Here is a 26,994-nt window from a genome sequence, read left to right on the forward strand (position 1 = left end):
ACAAAATAAAATGAAGAAATTACTTTCAATAGCAACAATCCTAATCCTACTTATTCAACTGGGAGGATTAAACCCGGCAAAAGCCCAGCAAATTTCCGACGAGGAACGAATGGAATGGTGGACCGACGCCCGTTTCGGGATGTTTATTCACTGGGGAATCTATTCGGTTCCGGCAGGTTTTTACAAAGGCGAACCACAAAAAAACTCAGCTGAGTGGATTATGAACCGCGGACAAATTCCTGTGGCCGAATACGCCAAATTTGCAGAGCTTTTTAACCCCACTTTATTCGATGCCAAAGAATTTGTAGGCCTGGCAAAAGAAGCCGGAATGAAATACATGGTAATTACCGCAAAACATCATGATGGTTTTGCCATGTTCCACTCCAAATGTAACCCCTTTAATGTGGTGGATGCCACACCCTTTGGTCGCGATGTAATGAAAGAACTGGCCGACGAATGTGCCAAACAAGGGATTAAGTTTGGGTTTTACTATTCGCAGGCGCAAGACTGGAGTCATCCCGGCGGAATGGGAAACAACTGGGACAAGACCATGCAACGCGTGAGCAGCGATGCTTATGTAATGGAAAAAGCACTTCCGGAGGTAAACCAGCTTTTAAGCGACTACGGTGACATTGCAATTTTTTGGTGGGACACGCCACGAGCAATGACAAAGGAGGTAGTGGATAGTTTATACCATGTTACCACTGCCTTACAACCTGCAATAATTACCAACGACCGTTTGGGCGACGATTACCCCGGCGACCATAAAACCTACGAGCGGCATATGCCAAAGAAAAAGCCCGAAGATAAATACTGGGAACTTTGTCAGCCGGTAAGTGGCAGCTGGGGCTACCGTAGCGACGACCAGAATTTTAAATCGCTGGAAACACTGATTGGCAACCTGGCCAATGCTGCCAGCATGGGTGGTAATTACCTTTTAAATGTAAGTCCAACATGTTTGGGAACCTTGTCGCCAAAGGCCGTTGAGCGTATGAAAGGCATTGGTGCCTGGATGGACAAAAACAGCGAAGCCATTTACGAAACCGAAGCCAGCCCGTGCAGCAAAGTAGATTGGGGTTACATTACCATGAAAAAAGCCGGTAGCAAAACAAAATTATACTTACACGTTTTCGATTGGGAAGCCGGGAAAATTACCGTGCCAATTCGCAACAAATCGGCAAAAGCAGCCTTGCTAACCAATGGTTCAAAGAAATTTAAAACAAAGGCCGGCGAAGAGGGCTTAACTGTTCAGCTTTCAGGAAATGCTCCCGATGAAATAAACTCGGTTATTGTTTTGGAATTAGCCGAAACTCCTGACGCCATTGAACCAAAACCATTCGGGCAAGACGAAAATGGCGTGGTGGCTTTTATGACTGAAAGTGCCGAGTTTGAAAATATGCACGGTCTGGGTGTAAAATACAATAGCTCGAAAGACTGCGTGGGCAACTGGACCAACGAGCACGAACGGGTGTACTGGACTTTTGCCATCGAAAAACCGGCAACTTTTCATGTAACAGCAAAAACAGCCGGAGTAGCTGATTCTGAATTTGCAGTGGAACTTAACGGTCAAACAAAAACTGTTAAGCTTAATGCAACCGGTGATTACGGCGATTTTAAAACAGTGGAAATCGGTACATTCGAAATTAAAGAACCGGGGTCTTATAAAATCACGTTTAAGCCCGTTCAAGGAAAATGGCAACCCATTAATTTGAAAGATGTGGTGATGACACCAATGAAATAGAAAAAGTCCGCTCTTTCTCTCCGTCATCCTGAGCGGAGTCGAAGGAAGGGGAAAGGTAAGATGAAAGCCCAGAGGCTTTGATGTAACGAAAAGAGTTTGTTCAAAGCTTGCTCCCCTCAAGAGGGGAACCCCCGACAGGGTAAAGAAATAATACAAATAGATATGAAAAACCTAAAAATAACAGCAACAATCCTGGCACTTCTGATAGTTTGGGCCTGCGCAGTTAAACAATCCAACAAAGCCAATCACCCCGATGTGGTAATTTACGGAGGAACATCAGCAGCCATTACTGCGGCGGTGCAGTTGGTACAAATGGATAAAAATGTACTAATTGTTTGTCCTGAAACCCATATTGGCGGCCTGTCGGCAAGTGGCCTTGGTTTTACCGATGTAGGTGATAAAAGTGTTATTGGTGGCCTCTCGCGCGAGTTTTACCACCGCGTTTACAAACATTACCAAAAGCCTGAAGCCTGGAACTGGGTACCACGCAGCGAATACAGCAACGAAGGGCAGGGCACAACTGCCATTAACGACAGTATGCAAACCATGTGGACTTTTGAGCCACATGTTGCTGAAAATATTTTTGAAGAGTTTGTTGCCGAAAATAACATTACAATTTTGCGCGATGAGTGGCTCGACCGTGAAAATGGCGTTGAAGTCATCGATGGAAAAATCAAATCAATTACCATGTTAAGTGGTAAGAAATTTGAAGCCGAAATTTTTATGGATGCCACCTACGAAGGCGACCTGATGGCTGCCGCCGGAATAAATTATCACGTGGGCCGCGAAGCCAACAGCGTCTACAACGAAACGTGGAACGGTGTGCAGTGCGGGCAATTTCACCACAGCCATAATTTTCATCACATGAACTTAAAGATTAGTCCTTATGTGATTCCCGGCGACCCAACAAGCGGTGTTTTGCCTCGAATTTCAACCGAACCTCCGGGCGAAAACGGCTCGGGTGACAAACGAATTCAGGCCTATAACTACCGCCTGTGCACCACCAATGCCGAAGGAAATTACGTTCCCTTTGAAAAACCCGAAAATTACGACCCTGCCCAATACGAATTGCTGCGCCGGATTTTCCGTGCAGGTCGTCACTCCATGTTTGGCGGTGGTAAAATTCCCAACGGTAAACGCGATGTGAACAACGTAGGTCCGTTTAGCTCCGACAATATTGGCATGAATTACGACTACCCGGAAGCATCGTACGAGGAGCGGAAAGTAATTCTTCAGGAACATATCGACTACCACAAAGGCTTGCTGTATTTCTGGTGCTACGACGAAAGTGTACCGGAAAACCTGCGTTTGAAAATGAGAAAATGGGGCCTGGCAAAAGACGAATTTGTGGATAACAACCACTGGCCTTACCAGATTTATGTGCGCGAAGCACGCCGTATGCTCGGTGAGTTTGTGATGACGGATAATGAAATTCTGGGGAAAAAGCCCGTTGATAAATCTATTGGGATGGGTTCGTATGCAATGGATTCGCACAACACCCAACGTTATATTACCGAAGAAGGTTATGTGCAAAACGAGGGCGACCTTGGTGTTGAACCTCCGGCGCCTTACCAGATTCATTTGGGAACCATTGTGCCAAAGCGCGAAGAGTGCAAAAACCTGTTGGTGCTTACTGCCGTTTCAAGTTCGCATATTGCTTTTGGTTCTATTCGTATGGAACCCGTGTTTATGGTGCTGGGGCAAAGTGCCGGTGTTTTGGCAGGTATGGCCGTTGAAAAAGGTGTTGACCTGCACGATGTTGCCTATGCTGAATTAGCTGAAGAGCTTCATGCTGTTGGACAGATTTTGGATATTTCAGATAAATAGAAAATGAAGAACGTAGTTGGCTTTTATATTGTAATCCTTTTTTTATTGCCTGGCCAGGTTTCTTATGCCCAATTTGTATTCCCCGAAAAAATTGAGCGGGAACACCCCAGGCTTATTTCATCTTCTGTATCCAAAGAGAAGATATTGCAACAAATAGATAGCTGTGCTACAGTAAAAAGGGATTACGAAAAGATTAAAAGTTCAATATCAAAATACGTTCAGCAATATAAATCAGATCCGGAATGGTTGTCATCCCGTTTTCAAATGTATTGGCGTAGCCATGCTACCGATGTTTTTGTTGATAGCAAATATTATTCGCATTCTACAGGAAAAGCACCGGTTCCAACGGTTCGCTTTACCGGGCAACGTGATTACGTAACCGATTATAAAACCCCAAAATTAGAAGATATCAAACCTTATTCAGAGGATGAAAGGGGGCTTTATCTGCAGCACAAAGAGACGAATAGATGGGAATGGGTTCATCCCCGGGAAACGGGGCGTATAATTGAAAATACCAATGAAAACATCATGAAAATTGCGCGTGATGCAGCCTTGGTTTATTTTGTTGAAAAAGATGAAGATTATGCCCGCCTGGCTCATCATTTATTTGATGTTTACACACATGGTTTGTATTACAGAAACGAACCGGTTGACTTAAATAACGGGAAAGAGCAAAACGTAATCGGTTTAACATCTTTTCAGGTTATCAAAGAGAATATTGTTGATGAACTGGCTGAGTGTTATGATTTTTTATACGATTACATTCAGGAAAATTATAGTGAGAAAAACCATATTTACACCACTTCTTTAAAAAAACTGGCCGAAATAATTATTAAAAATGGTGTTCCAGATAACAATTGGAATTTACACCAGGCCAATAAAGTAATTGAAATTGCTTTGGTTCTTGATGATAACAGCGCTTATGAAGATGGTAAAGGATGTCAGCATTACTTGAATCGTGTTTTTAACGAATCGGAAGCCAGGCAATGGTCGGTTTTAGATGTGCTGAATTACAGTTACGACGCGAATAACGGCGTTTGGAATGAATGTTCTTCGGGCTATGCTTTAAGTGTGGCCAAAGCATATACAGAATTGGCCCGGATTATTCAGGAAGCATTGGAGATTGATGTCATGCCTCAAATGCCGGTTGTGAATAAGGCGGTGGAGGTTATGCCGCAGTATTTGTATCCGAATAAAAGCATTGTGGCTTTTGGCGATTCTCATTATGGAGAATTGGAAACCGCACCGTTTTTAGATTTGATTAGCAACGCTCAAATCTTTAACAAAAGGGAACAGGAAGAGAAGTATACTGCGATGCTTTTTATGATTCATGATAAAGCAGAATTGTTAAACTCCGGTAAGTCGAAAAATGCGTTCAATGAGTTGCTTTATAATTCCAGAGTAGAGCTGGATGCCGGAATTGATGCGGCCGATTTATCGGATTATACCACAGCCTCCTTTTATGCCCCAAGTGTTAGTTGGCTGGTTTTACGAAACGGAATGAATGAGAATAACGGGTTGATGATTTCGCAAGCAGGGTCGCTGGGAAACCATGCACATTCAAATGGTATAGCAATGGAACTATACGGAAAAGGATATATTTTGGCTCCCGAAAGCGGTAGGGGATCGAGTTATTACCAGCCCGATTATAATGAGTATTATTCACAGTTCCCTGCACACAATACTGTTTCGGTAAACGGGAAATCGCAATACAATAAAATGCGCAGTTATTATGCCTTCGAAGTAAATGCGCTGTATCCCGCTTCCGAAAGAAAATCAGGGTATTATCCGAATATCAGCTTTTCTGACCTGTATTTTAACGAACCAAGCACCGATGCCGATCAAAACAGGGTGATGGGAATTATCAGAACAGGTGAAACCTCGGGCTATTATATCGATATTTTCAGATCAAAAACAAAAAAGGCAGACGATGCTGATTATCACGATTATTTCTATCATAATTTGGGGCAGGATTTGCAGTTTGCAACTGTTGATGATCAGGCTTTAACACTGGAGTCTTCATCAAAACTGAATTCGGAGTCGGGCAACATAAAAGCTTACGATTATTTGTTTGATGAAGCATCGTTAAAAATTGACAATCCGTTTAAAGCCACCTATAACTTATCAATCAACAACCAGGTTGTACAGATGAATATGTGGATGAATGGAAGTGAAAATCGAGAACTATTTAAAGTGAAATCGCCACACCCGGAAGCTTTCAGAAAAATTCTTCCTGAAAAGCTGGAAAAAGCACCATTGCTAACAACCGTGGTGAGACAATATGGCGAAGCCTGGAACAAACCTTTTGTGGCAGTGTATGAGCCCTCAACAGCAAAAGAGCCTGCTACCATTACGTCGGTAAAACCGTTTACGCTTAATGGCGGGCGTTCAGGTTTTGTAGGCTTACGAATTGATAGCAAAACTGATCGGACAGACTTTGTGTTTTCATCGGATAGGTTCGATTCGTTCTCTCACAACCGGATTGATTTTACCGGAACTTTTGCGGTGTTAACCGAGGAAGCAAATTCAACGACGCTATTTATCGGAGCAGGAAAAGAAATGAGTATTAATGGTTATTCCATTGAAATACTTGGGAAAAGATCGGGTTCGGCCACCTTGGTTACCGGCGAGCAAATGGCTTTAGCAAATGATGATGCCATTTTGTTAACGGTGCCCGATATTTATGAAAAAGGAGATGTGATCTTGAATATCGGGTTTACACAAATTTATGGAGAACGTAGTGAAATAAACGGAGAAAACGTTGTGGCCTTTAAAGTGCCACCAACCAATTTTCATGAAATTTCAATAAACACAACAATAAAATAGAAAGAAGCGCTGATTCACAAGACTAGACGCATCCGGCCTATTTGCAAAAACGGATGATTGATTACGCAGCTTTGAAGAACAAATCAGTAAATAGCAACTAACTCTAATAGAATGAAGAAAAGCTTACAAATTATTTTACTGCAATTAATTGTTGCAACGGTTTCGGCTCAGCAATGGATTCCCGATTTAGGAAACGGCAACTTTAAAAATCCTGTTATTTATGCGGATTACTCTGATCCGGATATGATAAGGGTAGGAGACGACTTTTACATGGTGGCTTCAAGTTTTAACTGCATGCCGGGAATCCCGATTTTACATTCGAAAGACCTGGTAAATTGGGAAATTATTAACCACGTTTACCAAAAACTGCCACTCGAAAAATACGATAAACCGGCTCACGGGCAAGGGTGTTGGGCACCATCCATCCGTTATCACGAAGGGAAATTCTACGTGTATTTTTGTACGCCTTACGATGGTTTGTTTATGGCCACTACCGATGATCCGAAAAATACCTGGGAGCTGACACATGTTGTTGAAACCGAACTTTGGGAAGACCCTTGTCCGCTTTGGGACGAGGATGGCAACGCCTACCTGGTTCGCAGCAAATTATGTGGCAACGATCTGATTCTGCACAAAATGAGTCCGGATGGTAAAACGCTGCTCGACAATGGTAAATTGATTTATAGCGACACCGAAAATGATCCAACCATCGAAGGGCCGAAATTCCTAAAGAAAAATGAATACTACTACATTTTGGCTCCTGCTGGTGGTGTGGGGCCGGGGTGGCAAACGGTTCTAAGGTCTAAAGATATTTACGGGCCCTACGAGCGTAAAACCGTTTTGCACCAGGGTAACACCGAAATCAACGGCCCTCATCAGGGCGGATTGGTTGAGTTGGAATCCGGAGAAGCATGGTTCGCCCATTTTCAGGAACTTAAGCCGAATGGACGAATTGTACACCTGAATAAAGCCGAATGGATTGATGGATGGCCAATGATGGGCGAAGACCTGAATAATGACGGTATTGGCGAGCCTTTAACTAAATATAAAATGCCGGATGTGGGTAAAAAATATCCCGTGAAAATTCCGCAAACCACCGATGAGTTTAACGCTGAAAAATTCGGGTTGCAGTGGCAATGGCATGCCAATCCCAAAGACGATTGGTACACAATGAGCGAAGGCCACCTAAGGTTGAATGCGCTGCAGAATATTACCAAAGAAGGAAACTTATGGTACGTTCCCAATTTATTGTTGCAAAAATTTCCAGCGCCAAAATTCACGGCCACCACCAAATTAACTTTTAACGGAGATTTAGTTGGCGATAAAAGTGGTCTGGTTGTTATGGGTAAAAAATGGACGGCCCTGCAAATGGTAAAAACAGAAAATGGCACGACGCTGGAAATGGTGAAAGGCGATAATGATAAGTGTGATGGAATTGCCCGGGTAGCCGAAAGTATTGAATTAGAAACTGAAACTGTTTACCTGAGAGTGAAAATTGGCGATGATTACCAGGGAGTGTACGAATACAGTTTGGACGGCGAGGTTTACAAGGAAATCGGTGAGGGTTTTAGAGCTAAAGAAGGGGTTTGGATTGGCGCAAAACTTGGCTTGTTCAGTGTAAATCCAAATATGGCAGAAAGTAATGGTTACGGTAATTTTGATTGGTTTAGAGTAGAATAGTTAATTCACATGATAATGAGAATAATATCCATTTTATTTGTTTTTATAGCTTTGTTTGCAAGTTCATGCACAAAGCAGGTTAAGATATATCCGGCACCTGAGGGTATCGAACTATCTAAAAAATTTCAGGTGGAAGTGGAAGGGACACAGGTTCCGGTTTATACAACAAAAATTCCGCCTCTTACTTCGATCCCCCGATTAACCCAATCGCGCAGTGAACCTGGATTGGCATCCGTTGCGTCATTCGATATGAATGAAAGCATCACGGTGGCTGTAAATTATCCGGAGGCTGTCGATTCGGCAAAAATCCTGCCTACATCTTATGGAATTATACCTCAGATTGATGGGAATAAAGTTACGTTTAAGCTGGATGAACCAGGGCATTTAACCATTGAAGTAAACGGCGAATGGCACGAGTCGCTTCATATTCTGGCCAATCCCTTTGAAAAGGATGTTCCGAATCCCGACGATCCAAATGTCGTCTATTTTGGCCCCGGCCTTCATGATGTTACAAACGTTAAAGTTGGTGATAATACGACTGTTTACATTGCCGGTGGGGCTTACCTTCGTTGCAAAATGAACGACGATGAGCAAGAAGTGACATTGCGCGGAAGAAAGCGGAATCCGCCTACTTTTTTTCTCGAAGGCAAAAACATAACCCTTCGCGGAAGGGGTATCATCGACCAGGCTGCTGTTCCAAGGTCGAAAAGACGATACACCATTTTTGCACAACATTCAAAAAACCTAAGGATTGAAGGTGTTACCATTTTTGATCCCAGCCACTGGACGATCCCTATTCAAAGCACTGACAGTGTGCATGTAGATAATATCAAGATTTTTGGTTGGCGTGGTAACTCGGATGGCGTTGATATTTCCAATACGCGCGATGTGTTGGTGGAAAATTGCTTCATGCGTACGTTCGATGATGCAGTGGTGATAAAATCGTTCGAAGGGCGTGGCGAGGTAAAAAACATCCATACCCGCAAATGTGTGGTGTGGAACGAACTGGCACATTCCTTAAGTATTGGTGCCGAAATTCGCGAAAATGTAAGCAATGTTTTGTTTGAAGACTGTGATGTGATACATGACGTGGGGCGTGAAACGGCACTTCGGGTGTACCATTGCGATGATGCATTAATAAGCGATGTTACTTTCGATAATATTCGGATTGAAGAAGCGCGTCGATTGATTTCGTGCTGGATTGGTAAAACCCGCTGGACTGAAACCGAAGAACGCGGAAACATCAGAAATGTGGTTTTTAAAAACATTACAGCCACCTCGGCACCCATCGATACTACACTTACCGGTTTTCAGGATGGCTCCGACTGGAAACCTTATATAATACGGAACCATGCCAGTATGGAACTGGTGGGATTTGACGAAGAACATACGATTGAAGGAGTGCGTTTTGAAAATGTTGTGCTCGACGGCAAACCGGTTGAAGCAGAGCAAGTAACAAAAAATATTTTTGTAAAAAATGTAAGTTATAAATAAATTGAGTAACTGCCCTGAAAACCTTTTGTAAGGGAGAAATAAAAGATGAAAGCAGTGCAAAAGCTAATTTGGTTGATCGGATTAATAGTGCTGGTAACGGTAAATAGCCAGGCACAGGTAATAAATGCCGGTGTGGGGGGAAACTCAACCAGCGATTTATTGGCACGTATTGAGAAGGATGTACTGCAGCAAGAACCAGATTTGGTGATTGTAATGGTGGGTACCAATGATATGCTCAATTCGAAAAAAATGAATTCGTATGAACAGTATGCCTCCAATCTTGATGAAATTGTTAAAACACTAAAGCAAAACAAGGCTGAAGTGGTTTTAATGGCTCCGCCTCCTGCTGATTCAAGCTACCTTTTTGAGCGGCACGTCAGAAAACTATTTGCCTCGGTGCCCAATGTAAAGCTGGATTCGGCCCGACAAATTATAGCAAAAACTGCCCGGAAGCAAAATGTCCACTTTGTCGATATTTATCAGCAATTCAGTAATTTAAACCTGCCACAGCATAACACCGACTTGTTTATCATGAATCCGAAAAACAGCGGTTACCGCGATGGTGTTCACCCAACAGCATTGGGCTATCATTTTATTGCTGAAAATGTGTTTCAGTTTCTGAAAAAGAAGAAACTGCTTGAAAAAGGCGATAAGGTGCTGTGTTTTGGCGACTCCATAACCTTTGGCTCGAAAGTAAAAGGAAGCGGAACAGCTGAAGGGGAAACGTACCCTGCTTATTTACAAAATGCAATAACAACCTATTATGAAAACTAAATTAGTTTCGAGATTTGCCGTTAAGGTAGTTGCCAGACGGGTTAAAAAAAGTAAACCCCTTAGTATTGTTTTATTGTTTGTGTTCGCACTGTTGTCGTGCACCCAAAAAACCAAAACGATAGAAAACAACATTAACTGGCCCGAATTTATGGCACAGCACGACCTGGTTTGGGAAGAAACACCCCTGCAATGGAACGAAGGTGCTTTTACGGGAAACGGGCAGGTAGGTATGATGATTTACGCCACAATGAAAGACAATCGTTTGGATTTTCATATGGGGCGACAAGACGTTACCGACCATCGCAAAGCTCCCAACAAAAAAACATCGATGGGGGTGAAAGGCGCCAACCTTATGGATTTTTCGCGCCTCGATATTGGTAGAATGTACCTGCGCCCTGCGGGTAAAATTCAGAAAATAAAAGTGCGTCAGCACCTGTGGAATGCAGAAGTTAGAGGGACAATAATTACCGATTTGGGCGAACTTACTTTTCGTGCATTTACGCCATACAACCGTATGCTGAATGTGATTGAAGTAAGCTCAACTGAAAAGCAGGATGGTAAAACAGCAGATTATACCTGGGAATGGAAAGCCGGAAATCCAATTTCTCCACGTGCCCTGGCCAAACCCGAAAGTTACCCTGATATTGAGTTGAATCCCAAACCCGTGGTTTCTAAGAATGGTGATTTAAATGTTTGCGTACAAACGTTAAATGCCGGTGGCGATTATGCCACGGTTTGGAAAGAAGTAGAAAGTTCTGAGTCGGCATCAACCATGTATTTGTCAACAGCCAACGAAATTCCGGCAAGCGGGAAATCGGAAGTTGTGGCCGGAAAAACGGTTAACGATGCGGCGTCGACAACACTTACCGAAGTTGAAAAAATACACCGTGATTGGTGGCACAGCTTTTTCCAAAAATCATTTTTATCCATTCCCGACGGACGTATGGAATCGTTTTACTGGATTCAGTTGTACAAAATGGCGGCCTGTTCGCGCGCCGACGGCCCGGCACTCGATTTAAATGGCCCGTTTCTGAAAGTAACTTCGTGGCCCGGCCTTTGGTGGAATCTGAATGTGCAGTTAACCTACTGGCCTTTCAATACAAGTAATCATTTGGAATTGGCCGAAAACTACATAAAACTCATCGACGATTATGGCGATGCCATGCTTAAAAACCGCTTTAGTGGTTCAACACTCGGCGATTATGCCTGGGCTTTACACAACTACTGGCTTATTTACAGCTACAAAGGCGACTGGGAATCTATTCAAAACAAATGGGTACCCAAGGCCATGGATGTGGCTAAAATTTACGAAGGCAAACAAATCAGAAACGAAAACGGCAAGATTGAATTAATTGCCATGGGCTCGCCCGAGTACAAAGGCTTTGAAAAGTTTGAAAACACCAACTATAATCTGGCCATTTTGCGCTGGTTGTTAAATACGTTAATCGAATCGAACGAAAAGGCCGGAACCAATCTGGCAGAAGTTGAGAAGTGGAAACAAACGCTTGAAGATTTAATTCCGTACCCCATTGATGAAAATGGCTTAATGATTGGCAGCAGCCAGCCGGTTGACATGTCGCACCGCCACTACTCGCATTTACTGGCTTTGTATCCGCTGTTCCAACTCGACCCCGATTCGCCCGAAGATATGGCGCTGGTTGATAAATCGGTAGTACACTGGCATAAAATTGAGGATGGAAAAGGTTTAGCAGGTTATTCTTACACAGGTGCAGCTTCGTTGTACAATGCCCTTGGTCGCGGAAACGATGCCTATGGAATTATGCAGCATTTTTTAACCAAACAAATTGGCAAAGGAAGTGCATTGTTGCTACCCAATACTTTTTATATGGAAGGCTGGGGGCGCAACCCGGTAATTGAAACACCACTGAGTGGAGCCGCTGCAATTATGGAATTTTTGCTGCAAAGCTGGGGCAATAAAATAAGGATATTCCCTGCTGTTCCCGATGCCTGGGAAGAGGCTTCTTTTAACGATCTCAGGGCACAAGGCGGTTTCCTGGTGAGTGCTGCCCGCGAGAACAGTAAAACAACCTGGGTAAAAATCAAAAGTGAGGTCGGCCATCCCTGTGTGCTTAAAGTGCCGGGGTGGAATGAAGCCATACAAATTGGCGGAAACGGAAAAGTTAGAATGACAAAAATAGCTGATGGCGAATTTGAAATCGCTTTGGCAGCAGGACAGGAAATTATTGTAGCTCCTTCGCCTGAAGTTCAACCACAGCTAAAACCTGTTCAGCACAATGTTGAAGAAATTAATTTGTACGGCGTAAAAAAGGGAATGAACTACGAAGAGGAAATGGTTTACCCGGTTCCGGAGTATGAGTATTAATAAGCAAAATCAGCATGAAAAGAATAAATATGAAGTCAAATCAAATTTTAGCAATACTGGCTGTTTTCTTTGCAGCCATAAGTTGTCAACAAAAAGAACCAACCGACTTTGCCGGCCTAAACAAATCAAAAGCCTGGCAACTCCAATTTGAAGACGACTGCACCGAAAACTGGCAGCAAAACTGGTTTAAAGATGGCCTTATCTCAGTGGTTGAGCAAGACGAAAAAGGCATGGATTTAATTGCCGGCCCGGTAAATCGCGACGATGCGCATCACACCGTCCTTTGGACAAAACAATCGTTCGAGGGCGACATTAAAATGGAATACGACTACACCCGCACTGACAGCCAGATTGTAAATGTAAACATCCTGTATATTCAGGCGCAGGGCATTGGCAAAGAGGGTAAAGGGGCCGACATCACCGAATGGAACGCCTACCGCGATACGGCCAATATGTGGAAATATTATTTCTACATGGATCCGCTGCACATTAGTTATGCCGCTTTCCCGATGGTAAACGAAGACCCGGAAAATGATTACATCCGCGTACGAAAATATCCGACTGAGACACAGGAGAAATTTAAAGATACAGAGATTCTTCCGGCATACTTTAAAACAGGCTTGTTTTTGCCCAATGTAACATACAAAATAACCGTACTTAAAACCGATTCGAAGTTGTATTTCAAGGTCAAAGGAAACGGTGATGAAAAGTTGTATTCGTGGGATTTAGCTGATGGACAATCGCCAACCGAAGGACGCATTGGTCTGCGGCATATGTACACCCGTTCGGCTAGGTATAAGAATTTTAAAGTGTGGACGAAATAAAATGAATTGAAAAGATTCTTTGCTCCATTGCATTATGCTCAGAATGACGAAATATTAGGTTTGAAAAGGCTGAGCGAAGAATTAGATACACGAAAATGAAAACCAACTAAGAATAAAATGAATACTAAAATACAATTTACATTAACAGTCATCCTATTATTGGCAATCAACATTGTTTACGCACAAAAAGTAAATGTAATCTACACAACCCCAAACGAGCGTTGGGTAGATGCAAAAAAAGTAGCTAAGACGGAAAAATCTGGCGATGTGGCCGATATTACCGTTTACACCGATGAAAAGCTTCAGGTGATTGACGGCGTTGGCGGTGCTTTTAACGAGTTGGGTTGGACTGCTATTCAGGCCCTGCCAAAAGAAAAGCAGAACGAGATTTTTAAGGCCCTTTTTTCTGAGGATGGATGTAACTTTTCCATGTGTCGCATTCCTTTAGGAGCCAGCGATTATGCCTTGAGTTACTACTCGAGCAACGATGTGCCCGAAGACTTTGCCATGCGCGATTTTAACATCGACCGCGACAAATTTATCCTGATTCCCTTCATCAAAGAGGCATTAAAAGTACGCCCCGACCTGTTGGTTTGGGCTTCGCCATGGTCGCCACCGGCATGGATGAAAGTGAATGAGCACTACGCCATGCGCAGTGGTGAATTTGGGAATGCATTGGCTGGAAACAAAATGGTTGAGGGAGCTCAAATATTTAACAATGCAACCGCCTTTAAAATGCAACAAAGGTACCTAAAGGCTTACGCCCTGTATTTCTCTAAATTTGTTCAGGCTTACGAAAAGGAAGGTGTTCCCTTGTGTGCCATCCAACCTCAAAACGAAGTGGCCTTTCAACCCAACTGGCCAAGCTGTACCTGGCGCCCCGAAGACATGGCTTACTTTATTGGCGAATTTTTAGGACCTCAGTTTGAAAACGATGGTTTAAAGGCCGAAATTTGGTTGGGTACCGTAAATGCCGGAGATCCTCAATATGTAAGAACCATATTGGACCACAAAACGGCTCAGAAATACATTACTGGTGTTGGTTTCCAGTGGGGTGGCGCACGCTCTATTCCTACAATTAATAAAGAATACAAGAATATTAAGTTGATGCAAACCGAAAATAAATGTGGCGAGCACGAAAATGACTGGACTTCGGTAGAGCGTTCGTGGAAAGATATGATGCACTACATCGGCAACGGAGCCGGTTCGTACATGTACTGGAATATGGTGCTGGATGAAACCGGGAAAAGTGCCTGGGGATGGCCGCAAAATTCAATGGTGGTAATCGATTCTCAATCTAAAGAGCTTACTTATACCGACGAGTTTTACCTGTTTAAACACTTGTCGCATTTTGTTCAGCCGGGCGACCATTTGTTAAAGTCGGAAGGCGAAAATCAGTTGGCTTTTCAATTAGCTGACGGGCGGGTAATGCTTATGGTTTATAATCCGGAAGAAACAGCAAAAACCGTAAATGTAAAGGTAGGTGATACTACCATTCTTATCGACTTGCAGCCAACATCAATCAATTCAGTAGTAATTAATAAATAGAAAATGAAAACGATTGTCTTTATACTTTTCCTTATTGCGGTGCAAGTTGCAGGCGCCCAAAACAGTATTTTTAGTAAGCTTGGTACCGCCCCTGTTAATGGCGGACTCGAAATGGAAGACTATTGGGTTTGGGGAAGTTCGGTAATAAAAGGCGACGATGGCAAGTATCATATGTACGCCTCGCGCTGGCCGAAGTATTTAAAATTCCACCCGGGGTGGATGATTGCCTCGGAAATTGTACACGCGGTATCTGATACCCCTGAAGGGCCTTATGATTTTAAAGATGTAGCCCTTGGAGCCCGTGGTGCACAATTCTGGGATGGACGTTCGTGCCATAATCCTAAAATCGTAAAGTATAATGACGAATATATTTTGTACTACATGGGGTCAACACATCCCTTTGAAGAAGTTGACGAAGAGAATGCTGATGAATTAACCTTATCGAGCAAATGGTGTATTGCCGCACGATGGGGAAAACGTGTTGGCGTGGCTACCTCAAAAAGTCCGAACGGGCCATGGGAAAGGCTTGATGCGCCGATTTTGGATGTTAAACCAAATTCGTTTTATAGCTTTTTAACCTCCAATCCTTCGCCACTTATTAAGGAAGACGGCTCGGTTGTTTTATTGTTTAAAGGACGCGGGTATAAAGAGGATGGCATTTCACATTCCGATATGTCAATTGGAGTGGCTACAGCCCCATCGTATGATGGAGAATATACGGTAATGGGGAATGAACCCCTCTTTTCAATTGATCAATTTGGAGAAGTAGAAGATCCTCACCTGTGGAGCGATAAAAATGGCTACCACATGCTGGCAAAAGACCAACGCGGTCAGATTTCCGGTCATAAACACGATGGGATTCTGGCTCACTCTAAAGATGGTATTAACTGGGAAATTGATAAAACTCCATTGGCCTACACCAAAAAGGTGAAATGGGATAATGGAAAAACCATTCAACAGGGACAATTAGAGCGTGTTTTTGTTCTGGTTGAAAATGGGGAGCCAACTCATTTGTTTTTTGCCACTATGGATGGCCCCGGGGGTTTTGGAAACGGGACCAAAACGTGGAATATGGTTATTCCACTGAATAAGAATAAATAAAACAGAAATTATGAATACAAAATATATTCTTTTCTTTTTGGTATTTATTTTACCTCAAATTATTTCGGCCGAAGTAAAATTAAACGCTTTGTTTGCCACCCGAATGGTGGTGCAGCAAGACACTGAAATTCCAGTTTGGGGCTGGGCCAACCCAATGGAAAAAATTACCATTGAAGCCAGCTGGGGAGCAAAAGCGGAAACCACTGCTAAAACCGATAGTACCTGGCGGGTTATGCTAAAAACCCCAAAAGCAGGAGGCCCGTTTCAAATTGCAGTTACGGGGAAAAATAAGATTGTTTTAGAAGATGTTTTAGCAGGAGAAGTGTGGCTGTGTACCGGGCAATCGAACATGGATTTTGCCATGGAGAAATTTGTAAATGATGCCCGCGAAGAAAAATACCAACCACTGGTAGAATTTATGCGCAACGAAGTGGTAACGGCCAACGACCCATTGATAAGGCACATTGAGGTGCCACAAACGCCATCGGTTTTCGAAAAGAAGAAAAACTTTGAAGCAAACTGGAGAAGCGTAAATCCTGATGAAATTGGAAAAATTACAGCAACCGGTTATTTCTTTGCCAAAGAGTTACGCAAACACTTAAATGTGCCGGTTGGCATTGTTGAATGCTCGTGGGGAGGTACCCGAATTCAACCCTGGCTCTCGGAAGAGGCTTATAAATCGGATGAGGAGTTAAAGGCATACTTTGAGCAAAGCCGGATAAAGATAAAGGAACAAATTGCCGAACTTGGCGATGCCGAGAGTTACGTAGACACTTCCTTTCAACGCAGGTTTCAGGCTTGGAAAGATGGTGGTAAAAAAACAAACCGACCTTATCCTCGAACACATCCTTTAAAAAACAAACAGGTACAGGCAACCTTGTATAACGGAATGATATCGGCAATTGTTCCTTTTGCAATTAACGGTGTGGTTTGGTATCAGGGCGAAGGTAATTCCCATTTTAAAGAAGAGGAGTACGAAAAATATTTTAAGCTAATGATTAACAGTTGGCGAGAAGAATGGGGTCAAGGCGATTTTCCATTCTATTGGGCTCAACTTGCCGCCTACGAAGTTCCCGATGAACGTTCGGATAATGGATGGGCAATGGTAAACGACCACCTGCGACGCGGACTGGAGCTGCCTAATACGGGCATGGCAGTTTTATACGACATCGGCGAAGCAAAAGACGTGCACCCACACAATAAAATGGATGCCGGAATTCGTCTGTCGATGTTGGCCTTAAAGAATGATTATGGGATTACTGAACTTGTGGCAAATGGCCCACTTTATAAAAGCTCGAAAGTTGTTGGCAACAAAATGATTGTTGAATTTAAGGACGCAGGCAAAGGTTTAATGGTGGGCAATAAACATCTTTATTATCCTACAAAAGAAGTGGACGAACCATTAAGCTGGTTTGAAATTTTAGACGAAAACGGAAGCTGGAAACCTGCTGAAGCGAAGATAATAGCCAAAGATAAAATTGAAGTTTCAAATCCGAATATTGATAAACCTGTTGCTGTGCGTTATGCCTGGTCATCGAATCCGGAAGGAGCAAATTTATATAATAGAAATGGATTGCCCGCGGCAGTATTTACAACTGAAGAATAGAAAAATAAACAAGAACAAAATGAAATTAAGAAGACTCTTTTATTTACTATCAATCACACTAATAGTATCGGCTTGTAATTCGCAAAACGAAATTATAGTGCAATCTCCCAATGGACAGAAAAAGCTGACCGTTTTTCCAACATATGAAAAAACAGAAAGTGGACAAATCACATTTTCGGTAAAATATGGCGACCATAGAATTATTTTGCCGTCGTCAATTGAAATTAAATCGCAGGATATTGATTTCAGTAAACCTTTTTCAGTTTCAAATATTGAAGAAAAAGCTGTTCAAAACGAATGGACAACCAATTTGGGAGAACTTAGCACAGTGCCCGATAACTACAACGAAGTAAAAATTTATTTGGAAAGCGAAACTGCAAAACTTAATTTGATTTGCCGTGCCTATAACGAAGGTGTTGCTTTTGCCTACGAAGTGCCGGCTCAAAATAATCTTACCGAGATTAAAATCGATGATGAACTGATTACATACCAGTTTGCTGAAAACCATTCGGTTTGGTCAACTCCGGAAAGAAAACCACGAAAGTTAACAGCACAGGGCGAAATCAACAAAATTCCTTTGTCGGAACTAAAAGTAGGTTGCGAAAGACCATTACTTGTGGAAATTGCAGATGATGTTAAAATTGCACTGGCCGAAGCCCGGTTGGTGGATTATGCCCGTTTGAGTTTTGATGCAGGTAAACAGCTCGAAAACAGCATCGTTTCTAGTTTGGATGGAAAAATAATAGACACCAAACAAGACCTGGTAAGCGGTGCGGTTGAAAATGAACGTAGCGAAGGTGCCAAAGTTGAAATGAAGCTTCCATTTAAATCACCCTGGCGTGTGGTAATGATGGGAGAAAGTTACGGAGAACTGCTGGAAAACAATTACATTCTTCAAAACTTAAATCCTCCGAGCGAAATTGAAGATCAATCGTGGATTACACCCGGTAAAGTATTACGCGAAGGAACACTTACAACTCAGGGAGGCTTTGCTGCCATCGATTTTGTGGCAAGCCACAACATGCAATATGTGCATTTCGATGCCGGCTGGTACGGAAATGAAATGGACAATGCATCCGATGCAACAACGGTAACCCTCGATCCAAAACGTTCGAAAGGGCCTTTCGATATCGAAGCTATAACGGCCTACGCTAAAGAAAAAGGTGTTAAAGTAATGTTGTACGTAAACCGTCGTGCACTGGAGAAACAATTAGACGATATTTTGCCCTTGTTTCAGGAGTGGGGCATTGCCGGCATAAAATATGGTTTTGTGCGCGTAGGCGACCAAAATGCCACGACCTGGATGCACGAGGCTGTGAAAAAAACAGCTGCACACAAAATGGTGATAGATATTCACGACGAATACCGGCCTACCGGTTTTTCAAGAACCTATCCCAATCTCTTGACCCAGGAAGGCATTCGTGGCGATGAGGAAACCGTGCCAAACAGCCATACGCTAATTACCATGTTCACCCGTTCGCTGGCCGGAGCTGCCGACAACACGGTTTGTTATTACAACAGTCGTGTAGAAAAAATGGGTTCGCACGCTTCGCAGCTGGCAAAAACGGTTTGTATTTTTAGCCCGCTCCAGTTTTTGTATTGGTACGATAAAGCACCTGCTGCACCTGTAAAAGACGATGCACTTTGGGGCAATACCAACACCATTGGCAACGAGCCAGAGCTTGAATTCTTTAACAATGTGCCTACTGTTTGGGATGAGACAAAAGTGCTGGTTGGCGAAATAGGAGAAATTGGTGTAATTGCCCGCCGTAAAGGAAACGACTGGTGGATTGGCGGAATAAATGGAGAAACGGCGCGTACTGTTGATCTCGACTTTTCATTTTTAACAGAAGGTAAAAACTATTCAGCAAAAATATACACCGACGATGAAACGGTAGAAACACGCACTCGTGTTAAAATTGAAGAGAAAGAATTGAATGCAGCTAGTTCCATGTCATTTGATGTAAAAGCAAATAATGGTTTTACCATGCATATTAAAGCAGTAAACTAAGGAATATAGATGAATAGAAGAGATAAAGTATTAAAATTGAAGTCCTATTTTTTGCTTGTTATAGGATGCTTTATAATTGGGACTTCGTGTCGAGCTCAGGTTGAAAGTATTCAGGAAGATGGTTTTATCTTACTAGATAACATTGCTGATTTGTATCGTTATATGGGTAAAAATGATACGAAAGTTCGTTTGAAAGCTGGTAATTACCAAATCGATGATGCTGAACACATTCGGTTTATGCGATTTACAGGCAATAATTCGCATTTCGATTTAAGCGGAGTGCGTTTAATGGTAGATACCAAATTGTTTAGCCGCAGCGACCTGAAAAAAAGCGATGATGGAAACAGCATGTACTGTGCCATTGAAATTTCCGGGAACAATGTCAAGTTGGAGGGTTTGTATATTGAGACCTACGGTGATCTGCCCGGCAGACAAAGCAAAAACAAGATCTTCAATATTGTGGGTGAGGATGTGACCCTTAAGAACGTTGAAGTAAGAACTGCTGGTTCAAGTCCATGGGGATATGGTTATCTTTATGGTTTGGGTGGTGGCGATGTGCGAAAAATGAATGGTATTCGTGTAGGATACCCTGCAAAAAATGTAAAACTAATTGCATGCAAAGTTCACATGCGCGCCATGGGGCATGCTATTTTTCTGCAAGGGGCTGAAAATACGGTAATAGAAGACTGCCACGTTGATGGGCTGCTTCGTACAACAGATGCAATGCTGGCTGAGACGTCGGGCTATGGTTATGATAGAAAATTTTATGCCGGTAAAGGTGGTTACATCGAGGGAACTACGGTTGCTGAAAATGGAAAAATTCTTCCAGGAGAAATAATTTCTTTAAGCGAAGATGGGATTCGCATGTATCCTGAATATCATGGGCATAAAACAAAAAACACAATAATAAAAGATTGTACTGTTTTTCAAATGCGTCGTGGTATTTGTACGGGCTTAAGCACTTCGGGCGATAAGGTAATTAACTGCCAGGTGCGCGATTGTGTAGCAGCTGGATTTAACGTGGGAAACAACGACACTTTAATCAATTGCAGCGCCAATGCCAGATACGCGGAAGCGCTTTGTATTCCCTACAAAAAAGCGGAAAATGCTTTTGTTGAACTGGAAATTTTAGATAGTCGGAACGGAAAGGCCAATAAACTATTGGCAGCCATAAACGGAACAGGACATAAGGTGATTTTAAAAACCTCGAATCCTGATTTTATTCCTGATTCTTTCAACATTGAATTGTCAACACTTAATGGCTATGCATTTTATCAACGTTCGGGTGTACATGCCACGAATATTAAGTTGAATAATCAAACTCATTGTAAAGTTCTGCTTTTAAAAGGAACAGTGGACGCTAATGTGAAAAGCCAGGGGGAAATAGTCCGAAATACAATCGGGGAAAAAGTTTCTGATTAACGATGTTTAAAAATGAAGTGACTGATAGTATTGTTAAACGAATGAATTTAAAAGATATGAAAAAACAAATTTATCAAACCATGTTTACGCTGATGTTCTTCATGTCAGTGGCGTGTTCACATCAAGTAAAAAAGCAAGTTTCGCAGGAAGAATATAGCAAGGAATCTTTGATTTTAAGCGATGGAAGTCAGTTTGTGGCCAAATCCTATTTTCCAAAATTCAGTTGGGAAACGACCCCGATGTATTATCATTTCGGTGATATCGATCGGGTGTTGGAGCCACAAGAAGTGACATTTATTGCCGAACGTACAGATTTTATATGTATTGAAAAATCACATGGATTCAACCAGCTTGGTGACCAGGTGATGGGCACAAAGCACGAAGTGGAAGCGTTTCATAAAATCAAGCCAGAGTCCAAAGTATTGTTCTATTATAATTCCTATTTGGCATGGCCTTATCCACGGTTTAATAAAGATTTTACTCCCGAAGGAATTGCTAAAAAACCGGAATTAGCCAAATTCCTGTTTGTTAATCCAAAGACTGGAAAATTAAGGGAAAAAACCAAACCAGCATTCTCATACTATTTCGATGCATTAAATCCTGATTTCCGCAGATGGTGGATTGAGTCTGCTGCCGAAGGTGTTGAAATATCGGGTGCTGATGGTATTTTTATTGACCGTATGAATGTGGGTATAGATATGGATTACCCAAATGATAAGATTGTAGAAATAGCAAAAGCCAAAGGTGAAATGATGGCCGGATTAAAGGAAAAAATGGGGCCTGACAAGATATTGATTGGAAACAACGCTGCTGACACCAAAGAGGTTTTTCCGCATTGCGATGGATTCTTTTTCGAACATTATAATAATACCGTTACCAATAAAGAAAATCTACTTAAAGAATGGGGCGATATGGAGCGAATTGCCAAGGCCGGGAAATTCTCGATTTATCGTTTCGGAGCTAAAGGAAAAAAACGTACTGATATTACAATTGGCGCTACAGATAATGAAGGAATGGAGGAACGCTCGAAAAAGCAATTGGAATATTATCATGCCTGTTACTTGATTGGAGCACAGCCGTATTCCTATTTCCAATGGAACTGGGGATGGAATCTAGCCGATGGAAACCTGGTTGATTATCCCGCTTTAAAGAAACCACTCGGGGCACCAAAAGGAGCTTTCAAACGCGTCACTCCCGATGGTTGGCAGTTTACCCGCGAATTTGAACACGCCAGTGTTTGGGTCGATACAGATAAAAAAGAAGCAAAAATAAACTGGCGATAGCGAATCTTTGACGGTTGGCCCTTGTTTGCCAGCACTGCTGGCAAACAGGGGCTCAATCACTGTAAAAGCTCCCGACTGTTTGAGAGGCTAACATTTATCAGTGATATATTGAAGAAAATAACTTGTAGATGAAATACCGAAAAGAATTAAAGAAACTCATCTCAGTATTGGCCCTAATCCTTCTAGTGGTTGCAGGCCCACGAGATCTATACGCTGGATCGAGAGACAGGCCCAATATCATCTTTCTAATGACCGACGACCAGCGTTGGGATAACATGGGCTGTTATGGTAGGTCCGAGTTCAACACTCCCAATATCGATAAATTGGCAGAGCAGGGTGTTATTTTCGACAAGGCATATTATGCCGTCGCAATATGTATGCCTAGTCGCGTAACCATGATGACGGGGCGTTACAATTCGAATCACCGTGTTGGATTTGTGGCTCCCGACGACTATACCTTGTCGCAAGCTGATTTTGAAAAGGGCTATCCCGCCGTATTAAAAAATGCAGGTTACCGTACTGGTTTTATCGGTAAAGTTGGCTTTACCGTTACCGCAGAAGCAACGAGGCCAAGTACACCCAAAGAGCATTTCTACAAAAAACACATGGGTGAAATCTTCGATTTTTTTGCAGGCACCGAAACCCATGATAGAAATGGCATGGTTACCTGGTCGGAAGATAATGAAGCACTGGAAGCAATTTTTAAAGAGGGACGTGAAAATTCGGGACGAACTCTACGAACCGGTGAAGCCATGTTGCGCTTTTTAGATACGCAACCTGATGATCAACCGTTCTGCCTTTCAGTAAGTTTTTATGCGGTTAAGCACGACAATAACAAGGATATTTACATGCCTCATTTCGAGTACTACAAAGATTTTAATATGTCGGTGCCTGAAAATTGGGAGGAAGATAATTCGGATGATTTGCCTAAGGTAGTGGTTGAAAATGCAAGAGGACCACGTTTACATGCACAGCGTTCATCTACCCCAGAGCTTTACCAAAGACTGGTGCGCCGCTTTGCTACACAAGGTTATAGTGTTGATGAGCAAGTTGGTTTATTGGTAGAAAAGCTGAAAGAGAAAGGAATGTTGGAAAATACCATCATTATCTACACCAGCGATAACGGGCGTTTTCAGGGCTCACACGGACTTTTTGATAAGTGTTTACTATACGAAGAATCGGTGAAAGCACCTCTGATTGTATACGATGGTCGTGTTCCCGAACATAAACGTGGGTATAGAGAAGATGCTTTAATCTCATCGGTGGATATGGCACCAACGATTCTCTCGCTGGCCGGAATTGAAGTACCAGAAGGTGTTCAGGGCAGAGATTTTAGTGGAGTTTTGGATAAAACTCAAGATATGAGCCAATGGCGCGATGCTGTATTTATGGAAGATCTTTTTCTGGCAGAGATGTTCGGAAGTAGATACAAGGAAAACGTTGATGAAATAAACCAAGGATTGATTGATAATAATAAATCGTATCGCAGTCATGGCGTTCGAACCGATCGTTACAAATATTTTGTGTATTACGAGCATACCCCCAAAATTGAAGAGTTGTATGATTTGGAGAATGATCCTTTGGAGCAGGTTAACTTGGTAAATAATTCAGAGTACAATAAAGTGCTGAAAGAGTTACGAAAAAAAACCGAAGAAATGTACAACGAAGCTATTCAATAATATCTGACAAAAAGTAGAACATAATAATCATGATAAGAAAACTAAAATTAGTAGCCGTTTTAATAAGTTTTTTCAGCTTGGTAAACGCACAAGAAACAATCCAAATTCCACTTCCAAAAGACCTTACACAAGGTTATCCACGTTTGTATATTACTCAAGCCGAAAAAGAGAACCTTGAAGAAACTATTCAACAGGAAGAATGGGCACAGGACGTTCTTGCCGGAATCCATAAGAAGATTGACACTCATGTTAAAGGTCATGTGAACGACCCTGAATGGATGCCATCGCGCCTGATGATGTACTGGAAAACCAAAGCCACGAATGTGTATGTAAACGGAATTTACTATTCCCATGCTGATGGTGAGGCACCGGTGCCAACCGTTCGATATACCGGATCGCGCGATTATACCACCAATTATGCAATGCCCGATTTGGAAGATATTCTTCCGTATATGGACGATGAGCGGGGTTTGTACCTTCGCAATAAAAGCAAAGAAGGCAATCCTTTGGAGTGGGTGGAGCAGTCGAAAACAGGGGGCATACTTCACCGGCACAATGAAAAACTGCTGGGCTTTGCCCGCGATGCCGCATTTCTGTATTGGCTCGAAGGAGACGAACGATTTGCCAAATTTGCTTTCGATATTTTTGATACCTACATGATGGGAATGTATTATCGCAACGAACCCATTGATTTGTTAAATGGTCACATTCAAACGCTGGTGGGCATGACTTGTTTCCAGGTAATTCACGAAAAAGGCTTAATCGTGGTTGCCGAACTTTACGACTTCCTTCATCAATACATCGAAAAAAACGAACCGGAGAAAATTGGCCTTTACGATGCTACCATAAAAAAATGGAACGAGAACATAATTCGAAACGGGGTTCCACAAAATAACTGGAACCTGCACCAGGCAAAAACGATACTGAAAGGTGCCATGGTGCTAAAAGACAACAAATTTTATGAGGACGGGAAAGGCCGTGAATATTACATCGATTATATTCTGAATCAAACCTCTGCACGCCAGTGGTCGTTGACCAAATTTATGGACTATGGTTACGACGAAAATAACGGTGTATGGGCCGAGTGCCCGGGCTACTCGCAGGGCGTTACCAAAGACCTCGCCAACTTTATTCGCGATTTCGACAATGCTTTCGACCACAATATTCTTCCTTTTGCCCCCGTAATGGAGAAAGCTGTAAAAATGCTGCCGCAATACCTGTTCCCGAATGGGCAGATAGTTGCTTTTGGCGATACGAACTACGGTCCACTTTATACAGAGCCCATGAGCGACATGGTGCGTATTGCCCAGAAAAACGGGAATGAATCTTTGGAAGAAGAATTCACGGCCATGTATCGTTTGTTTGAACCAAATGCCGACAAACCTGCCCAACAACGCAGGCCGCGGGCAGATATTTCTTCGTTTTTTGCCAGTAAACCCTTAGTTCTAAATCCGGATTACCAGCCAGCTGAAAGAAGCAATTACATCACCCAAACCTTTTACGCTCCAAATGTTAGCTGGCACGTACAGCGCATGGACTGGGGAACTGATGGAATGATGGTATCGATGAATGGCTCGTTGGGTAACCACATGCATGCGAATGGAATTAATATTGAACTTTACGGAAAAGGTTTGGTGCAGGGCGCAGACCCGGGAAAAGGAGCAGGCTATTTACAACCCATTTATTTGGAGTATTATTCGCAATTTCCGGCGCACAACACGGTAATGGTTGATGGCGCATCGTCGTATACCGAAATGCTGAGTTACCATGCTTTTGACTTAATGGGAGAGTACCCAAAATCGGAGCAAAAAACAGGCTATTATCCAAATATTACTTATACCGATGTTTATTTTCTGGAGCCGGAGACACGAAGTGACCAAAACCGCACAGTGAGCATTGTAAAGACCGGTAAAACCACCGGGTATTATGTCGATGTGTTCCGCTCGAAAAAACAACGCAAAGGGGATAAATTTCACGACTATTATTACCACAACCTGGGACAAAGCATGCAAATTAGCGATACCAAAGGAAACCCGCTGGAACTTACTCCAAGTGAGGAAATGGGATTTGCCGGAGGACACCTTTACGCATTGGATTATATGTGGGATAAAAAATCGGTACATACCAGCGAAGATTATGTAGCTGAATGGAAAATTGACCGACCTGAAAATGAAACCGACGTGTTTATGAACCTTTGGATGAAAGGGACTGAGGGGCGCGAAGTTTACACTGTAAAATCACCTCCATGCAAATCCTTTAAAGACAAAACAGGAATTCCGTACGATATTGACCACGAGCCATACTTAACCGTGGTTGCACGCCAGCATGGCGAAGCCTGGGAGCATCCTTTTATTTCGGTTTACGAACCTTATACTTCTGCAAAGGGAAAAAGCATTAAATCGATTTCTGGCTTCGATGATGAAAATGGAAACAAGGATTTTGCAGGAATTCATGTTGTCAGTAAAACAGGTCGGGAAGATTTTGTTTTCTCAACGTACGACGAAAAAACGGCCAAATATAAAAACATATCAACCAATGCCGCTTATGCTTTGGTGGGGAATGAAAAATACGGTGATTTCGTACTGTTTATGGGTAATGGAACAACGCTGGAGGCAAATGGATTTTCATTAACAACATCTAAAAAAGGAAATGTAGTGCTGGAAAAAAAGAATGGAGAATTGTTCCTGCACAATGAAATTCCGATAACCATTTCATTTACAAATTCTGAAAAGAAATTTAATTCGGGAGAATATAGAAACATAAAGTTTTAAAAAAAAGATGTCCCTTTTAGTCTGAAATTCTCTCGTATAAGAAGAAACTGTACCTATTTTATA

16 protein-coding genes are annotated in these 26,994 nt (G+C 42.5%); all 16 read left to right on the forward strand.

The features are described from left to right. Nucleotides 1-10 precede the first annotated feature (10 nt). Nucleotides 11-1,741 (forward strand): alpha-L-fucosidase, encoded by a 1,731-nt coding sequence (locus tag QZ574_RS10245; protein WP_297089389.1) that lies wholly within the window; start codon nt 11-13, stop codon nt 1,739-1,741. 162 nt (nt 1,742-1,903) lie between these two features. Further along, nucleotides 1,904-3,568, forward strand: a complete 1,665-nt coding sequence (locus QZ574_RS10250; protein ID WP_297089390.1) for an FAD-dependent oxidoreductase — start codon at nt 1,904-1,906, stop codon at nt 3,566-3,568. Between the two features lie 3 nt (nt 3,569-3,571). Then, nucleotides 3,572-6,394, forward strand: coding sequence for a heparinase II/III family protein (locus QZ574_RS10255; RefSeq protein ID WP_297089391.1), 2,823 nt, complete (start codon nt 3,572-3,574; stop codon nt 6,392-6,394). Nucleotides 6,395-6,505: 111 nt separating this feature from the next. Then, nucleotides 6,506-8,074: a glycoside hydrolase 43 family protein gene (locus QZ574_RS10260; RefSeq protein ID WP_297089392.1), complete on the forward strand. Its 1,569-nt coding sequence runs from the start codon at nt 6,506-6,508 to the stop codon at nt 8,072-8,074. Between the two features lie 15 nt (nt 8,075-8,089). Then, the gene (locus QZ574_RS10265; RefSeq protein ID WP_297089393.1) at nt 8,090-9,568 is read left to right on the forward strand and encodes a glycosyl hydrolase family 28 protein; all 1,479 of its coding nucleotides are present in this window, start codon (nt 8,090-8,092) and stop codon (nt 9,566-9,568) included. A 45-nt stretch (nt 9,569-9,613) separates the two neighbouring features. Continuing rightward, nucleotides 9,614-10,342, forward strand: a complete 729-nt coding sequence (locus QZ574_RS10270) for a GDSL-type esterase/lipase family protein (RefSeq protein WP_297089394.1) — start codon at nt 9,614-9,616, stop codon at nt 10,340-10,342. Further along, nucleotides 10,332-12,686 carry a glycoside hydrolase family 95-like protein gene (locus tag QZ574_RS10275; protein ID WP_297089395.1) on the forward strand — a complete coding sequence of 785 codons (2,355 nt, stop codon included), beginning with the start codon at nt 10,332-10,334 and terminating at the stop codon, nt 12,684-12,686. The genes QZ574_RS10270 and QZ574_RS10275 overlap by 11 nt, the downstream gene beginning before the upstream one ends. A 29-nt stretch (nt 12,687-12,715) precedes the next feature. After that, a complete protein-coding gene (locus QZ574_RS10280) occupies nt 12,716-13,510 on the forward strand; it encodes a DUF1961 family protein (RefSeq protein WP_297089396.1) in 795 nt (264 codons plus the stop codon). A 117-nt stretch (nt 13,511-13,627) separates the two neighbouring features. Continuing rightward, complete coding sequence (locus tag QZ574_RS10285; protein WP_297089397.1) at nt 13,628-15,058, forward strand: hypothetical protein; 1,431 nt, start codon at nt 13,628-13,630, stop codon at nt 15,056-15,058. A gap of 3 nt (nt 15,059-15,061) precedes the next feature. Then, nucleotides 15,062-16,159 carry a glycoside hydrolase family protein gene (locus QZ574_RS10290; RefSeq protein WP_297089398.1) on the forward strand — a complete coding sequence of 366 codons (1,098 nt, stop codon included), beginning with the start codon at nt 15,062-15,064 and terminating at the stop codon, nt 16,157-16,159. Nucleotides 16,160-16,169: 10 nt separating this feature from the next. Then, complete coding sequence (locus QZ574_RS10295) at nt 16,170-17,765, forward strand: sialate O-acetylesterase (protein WP_297089399.1); 1,596 nt, start codon at nt 16,170-16,172, stop codon at nt 17,763-17,765. A gap of 19 nt (nt 17,766-17,784) precedes the next feature. After that, on the forward strand, nt 17,785-19,776 hold the full coding sequence (locus tag QZ574_RS10300) for a glycoside hydrolase family 97 protein (RefSeq protein ID WP_297089400.1): 1,992 nt from the start codon (nt 17,785-17,787) through the stop codon (nt 19,774-19,776). Between the two features lie 9 nt (nt 19,777-19,785). Further along, nucleotides 19,786-21,198, forward strand: a complete 1,413-nt coding sequence (locus QZ574_RS10305; RefSeq protein ID WP_297089401.1) for a right-handed parallel beta-helix repeat-containing protein — start codon at nt 19,786-19,788, stop codon at nt 21,196-21,198. A gap of 56 nt (nt 21,199-21,254) precedes the next feature. Next, a complete protein-coding gene (locus QZ574_RS10310; protein ID WP_297089402.1) occupies nt 21,255-22,481 on the forward strand; it encodes a putative glycoside hydrolase in 1,227 nt (408 codons plus the stop codon). A 128-nt stretch (nt 22,482-22,609) separates the two neighbouring features. Beyond that, the gene (locus tag QZ574_RS10315) at nt 22,610-24,160 is read left to right on the forward strand and encodes a sulfatase-like hydrolase/transferase (protein ID WP_297089403.1); all 1,551 of its coding nucleotides are present in this window, start codon (nt 22,610-22,612) and stop codon (nt 24,158-24,160) included. A gap of 29 nt (nt 24,161-24,189) precedes the next feature. Beyond that, a complete protein-coding gene (locus tag QZ574_RS10320) occupies nt 24,190-26,931 on the forward strand; it encodes a six-hairpin glycosidase (RefSeq protein WP_297089404.1) in 2,742 nt (913 codons plus the stop codon). The last annotated feature ends 63 nt before the right edge of the window (nt 26,932-26,994 follow it).

Source organism: uncultured Draconibacterium sp. (genome assembly GCF_913063105.1).
Classification (GTDB): Bacteria; Bacteroidota; Bacteroidia; order Bacteroidales; family Prolixibacteraceae; genus Draconibacterium.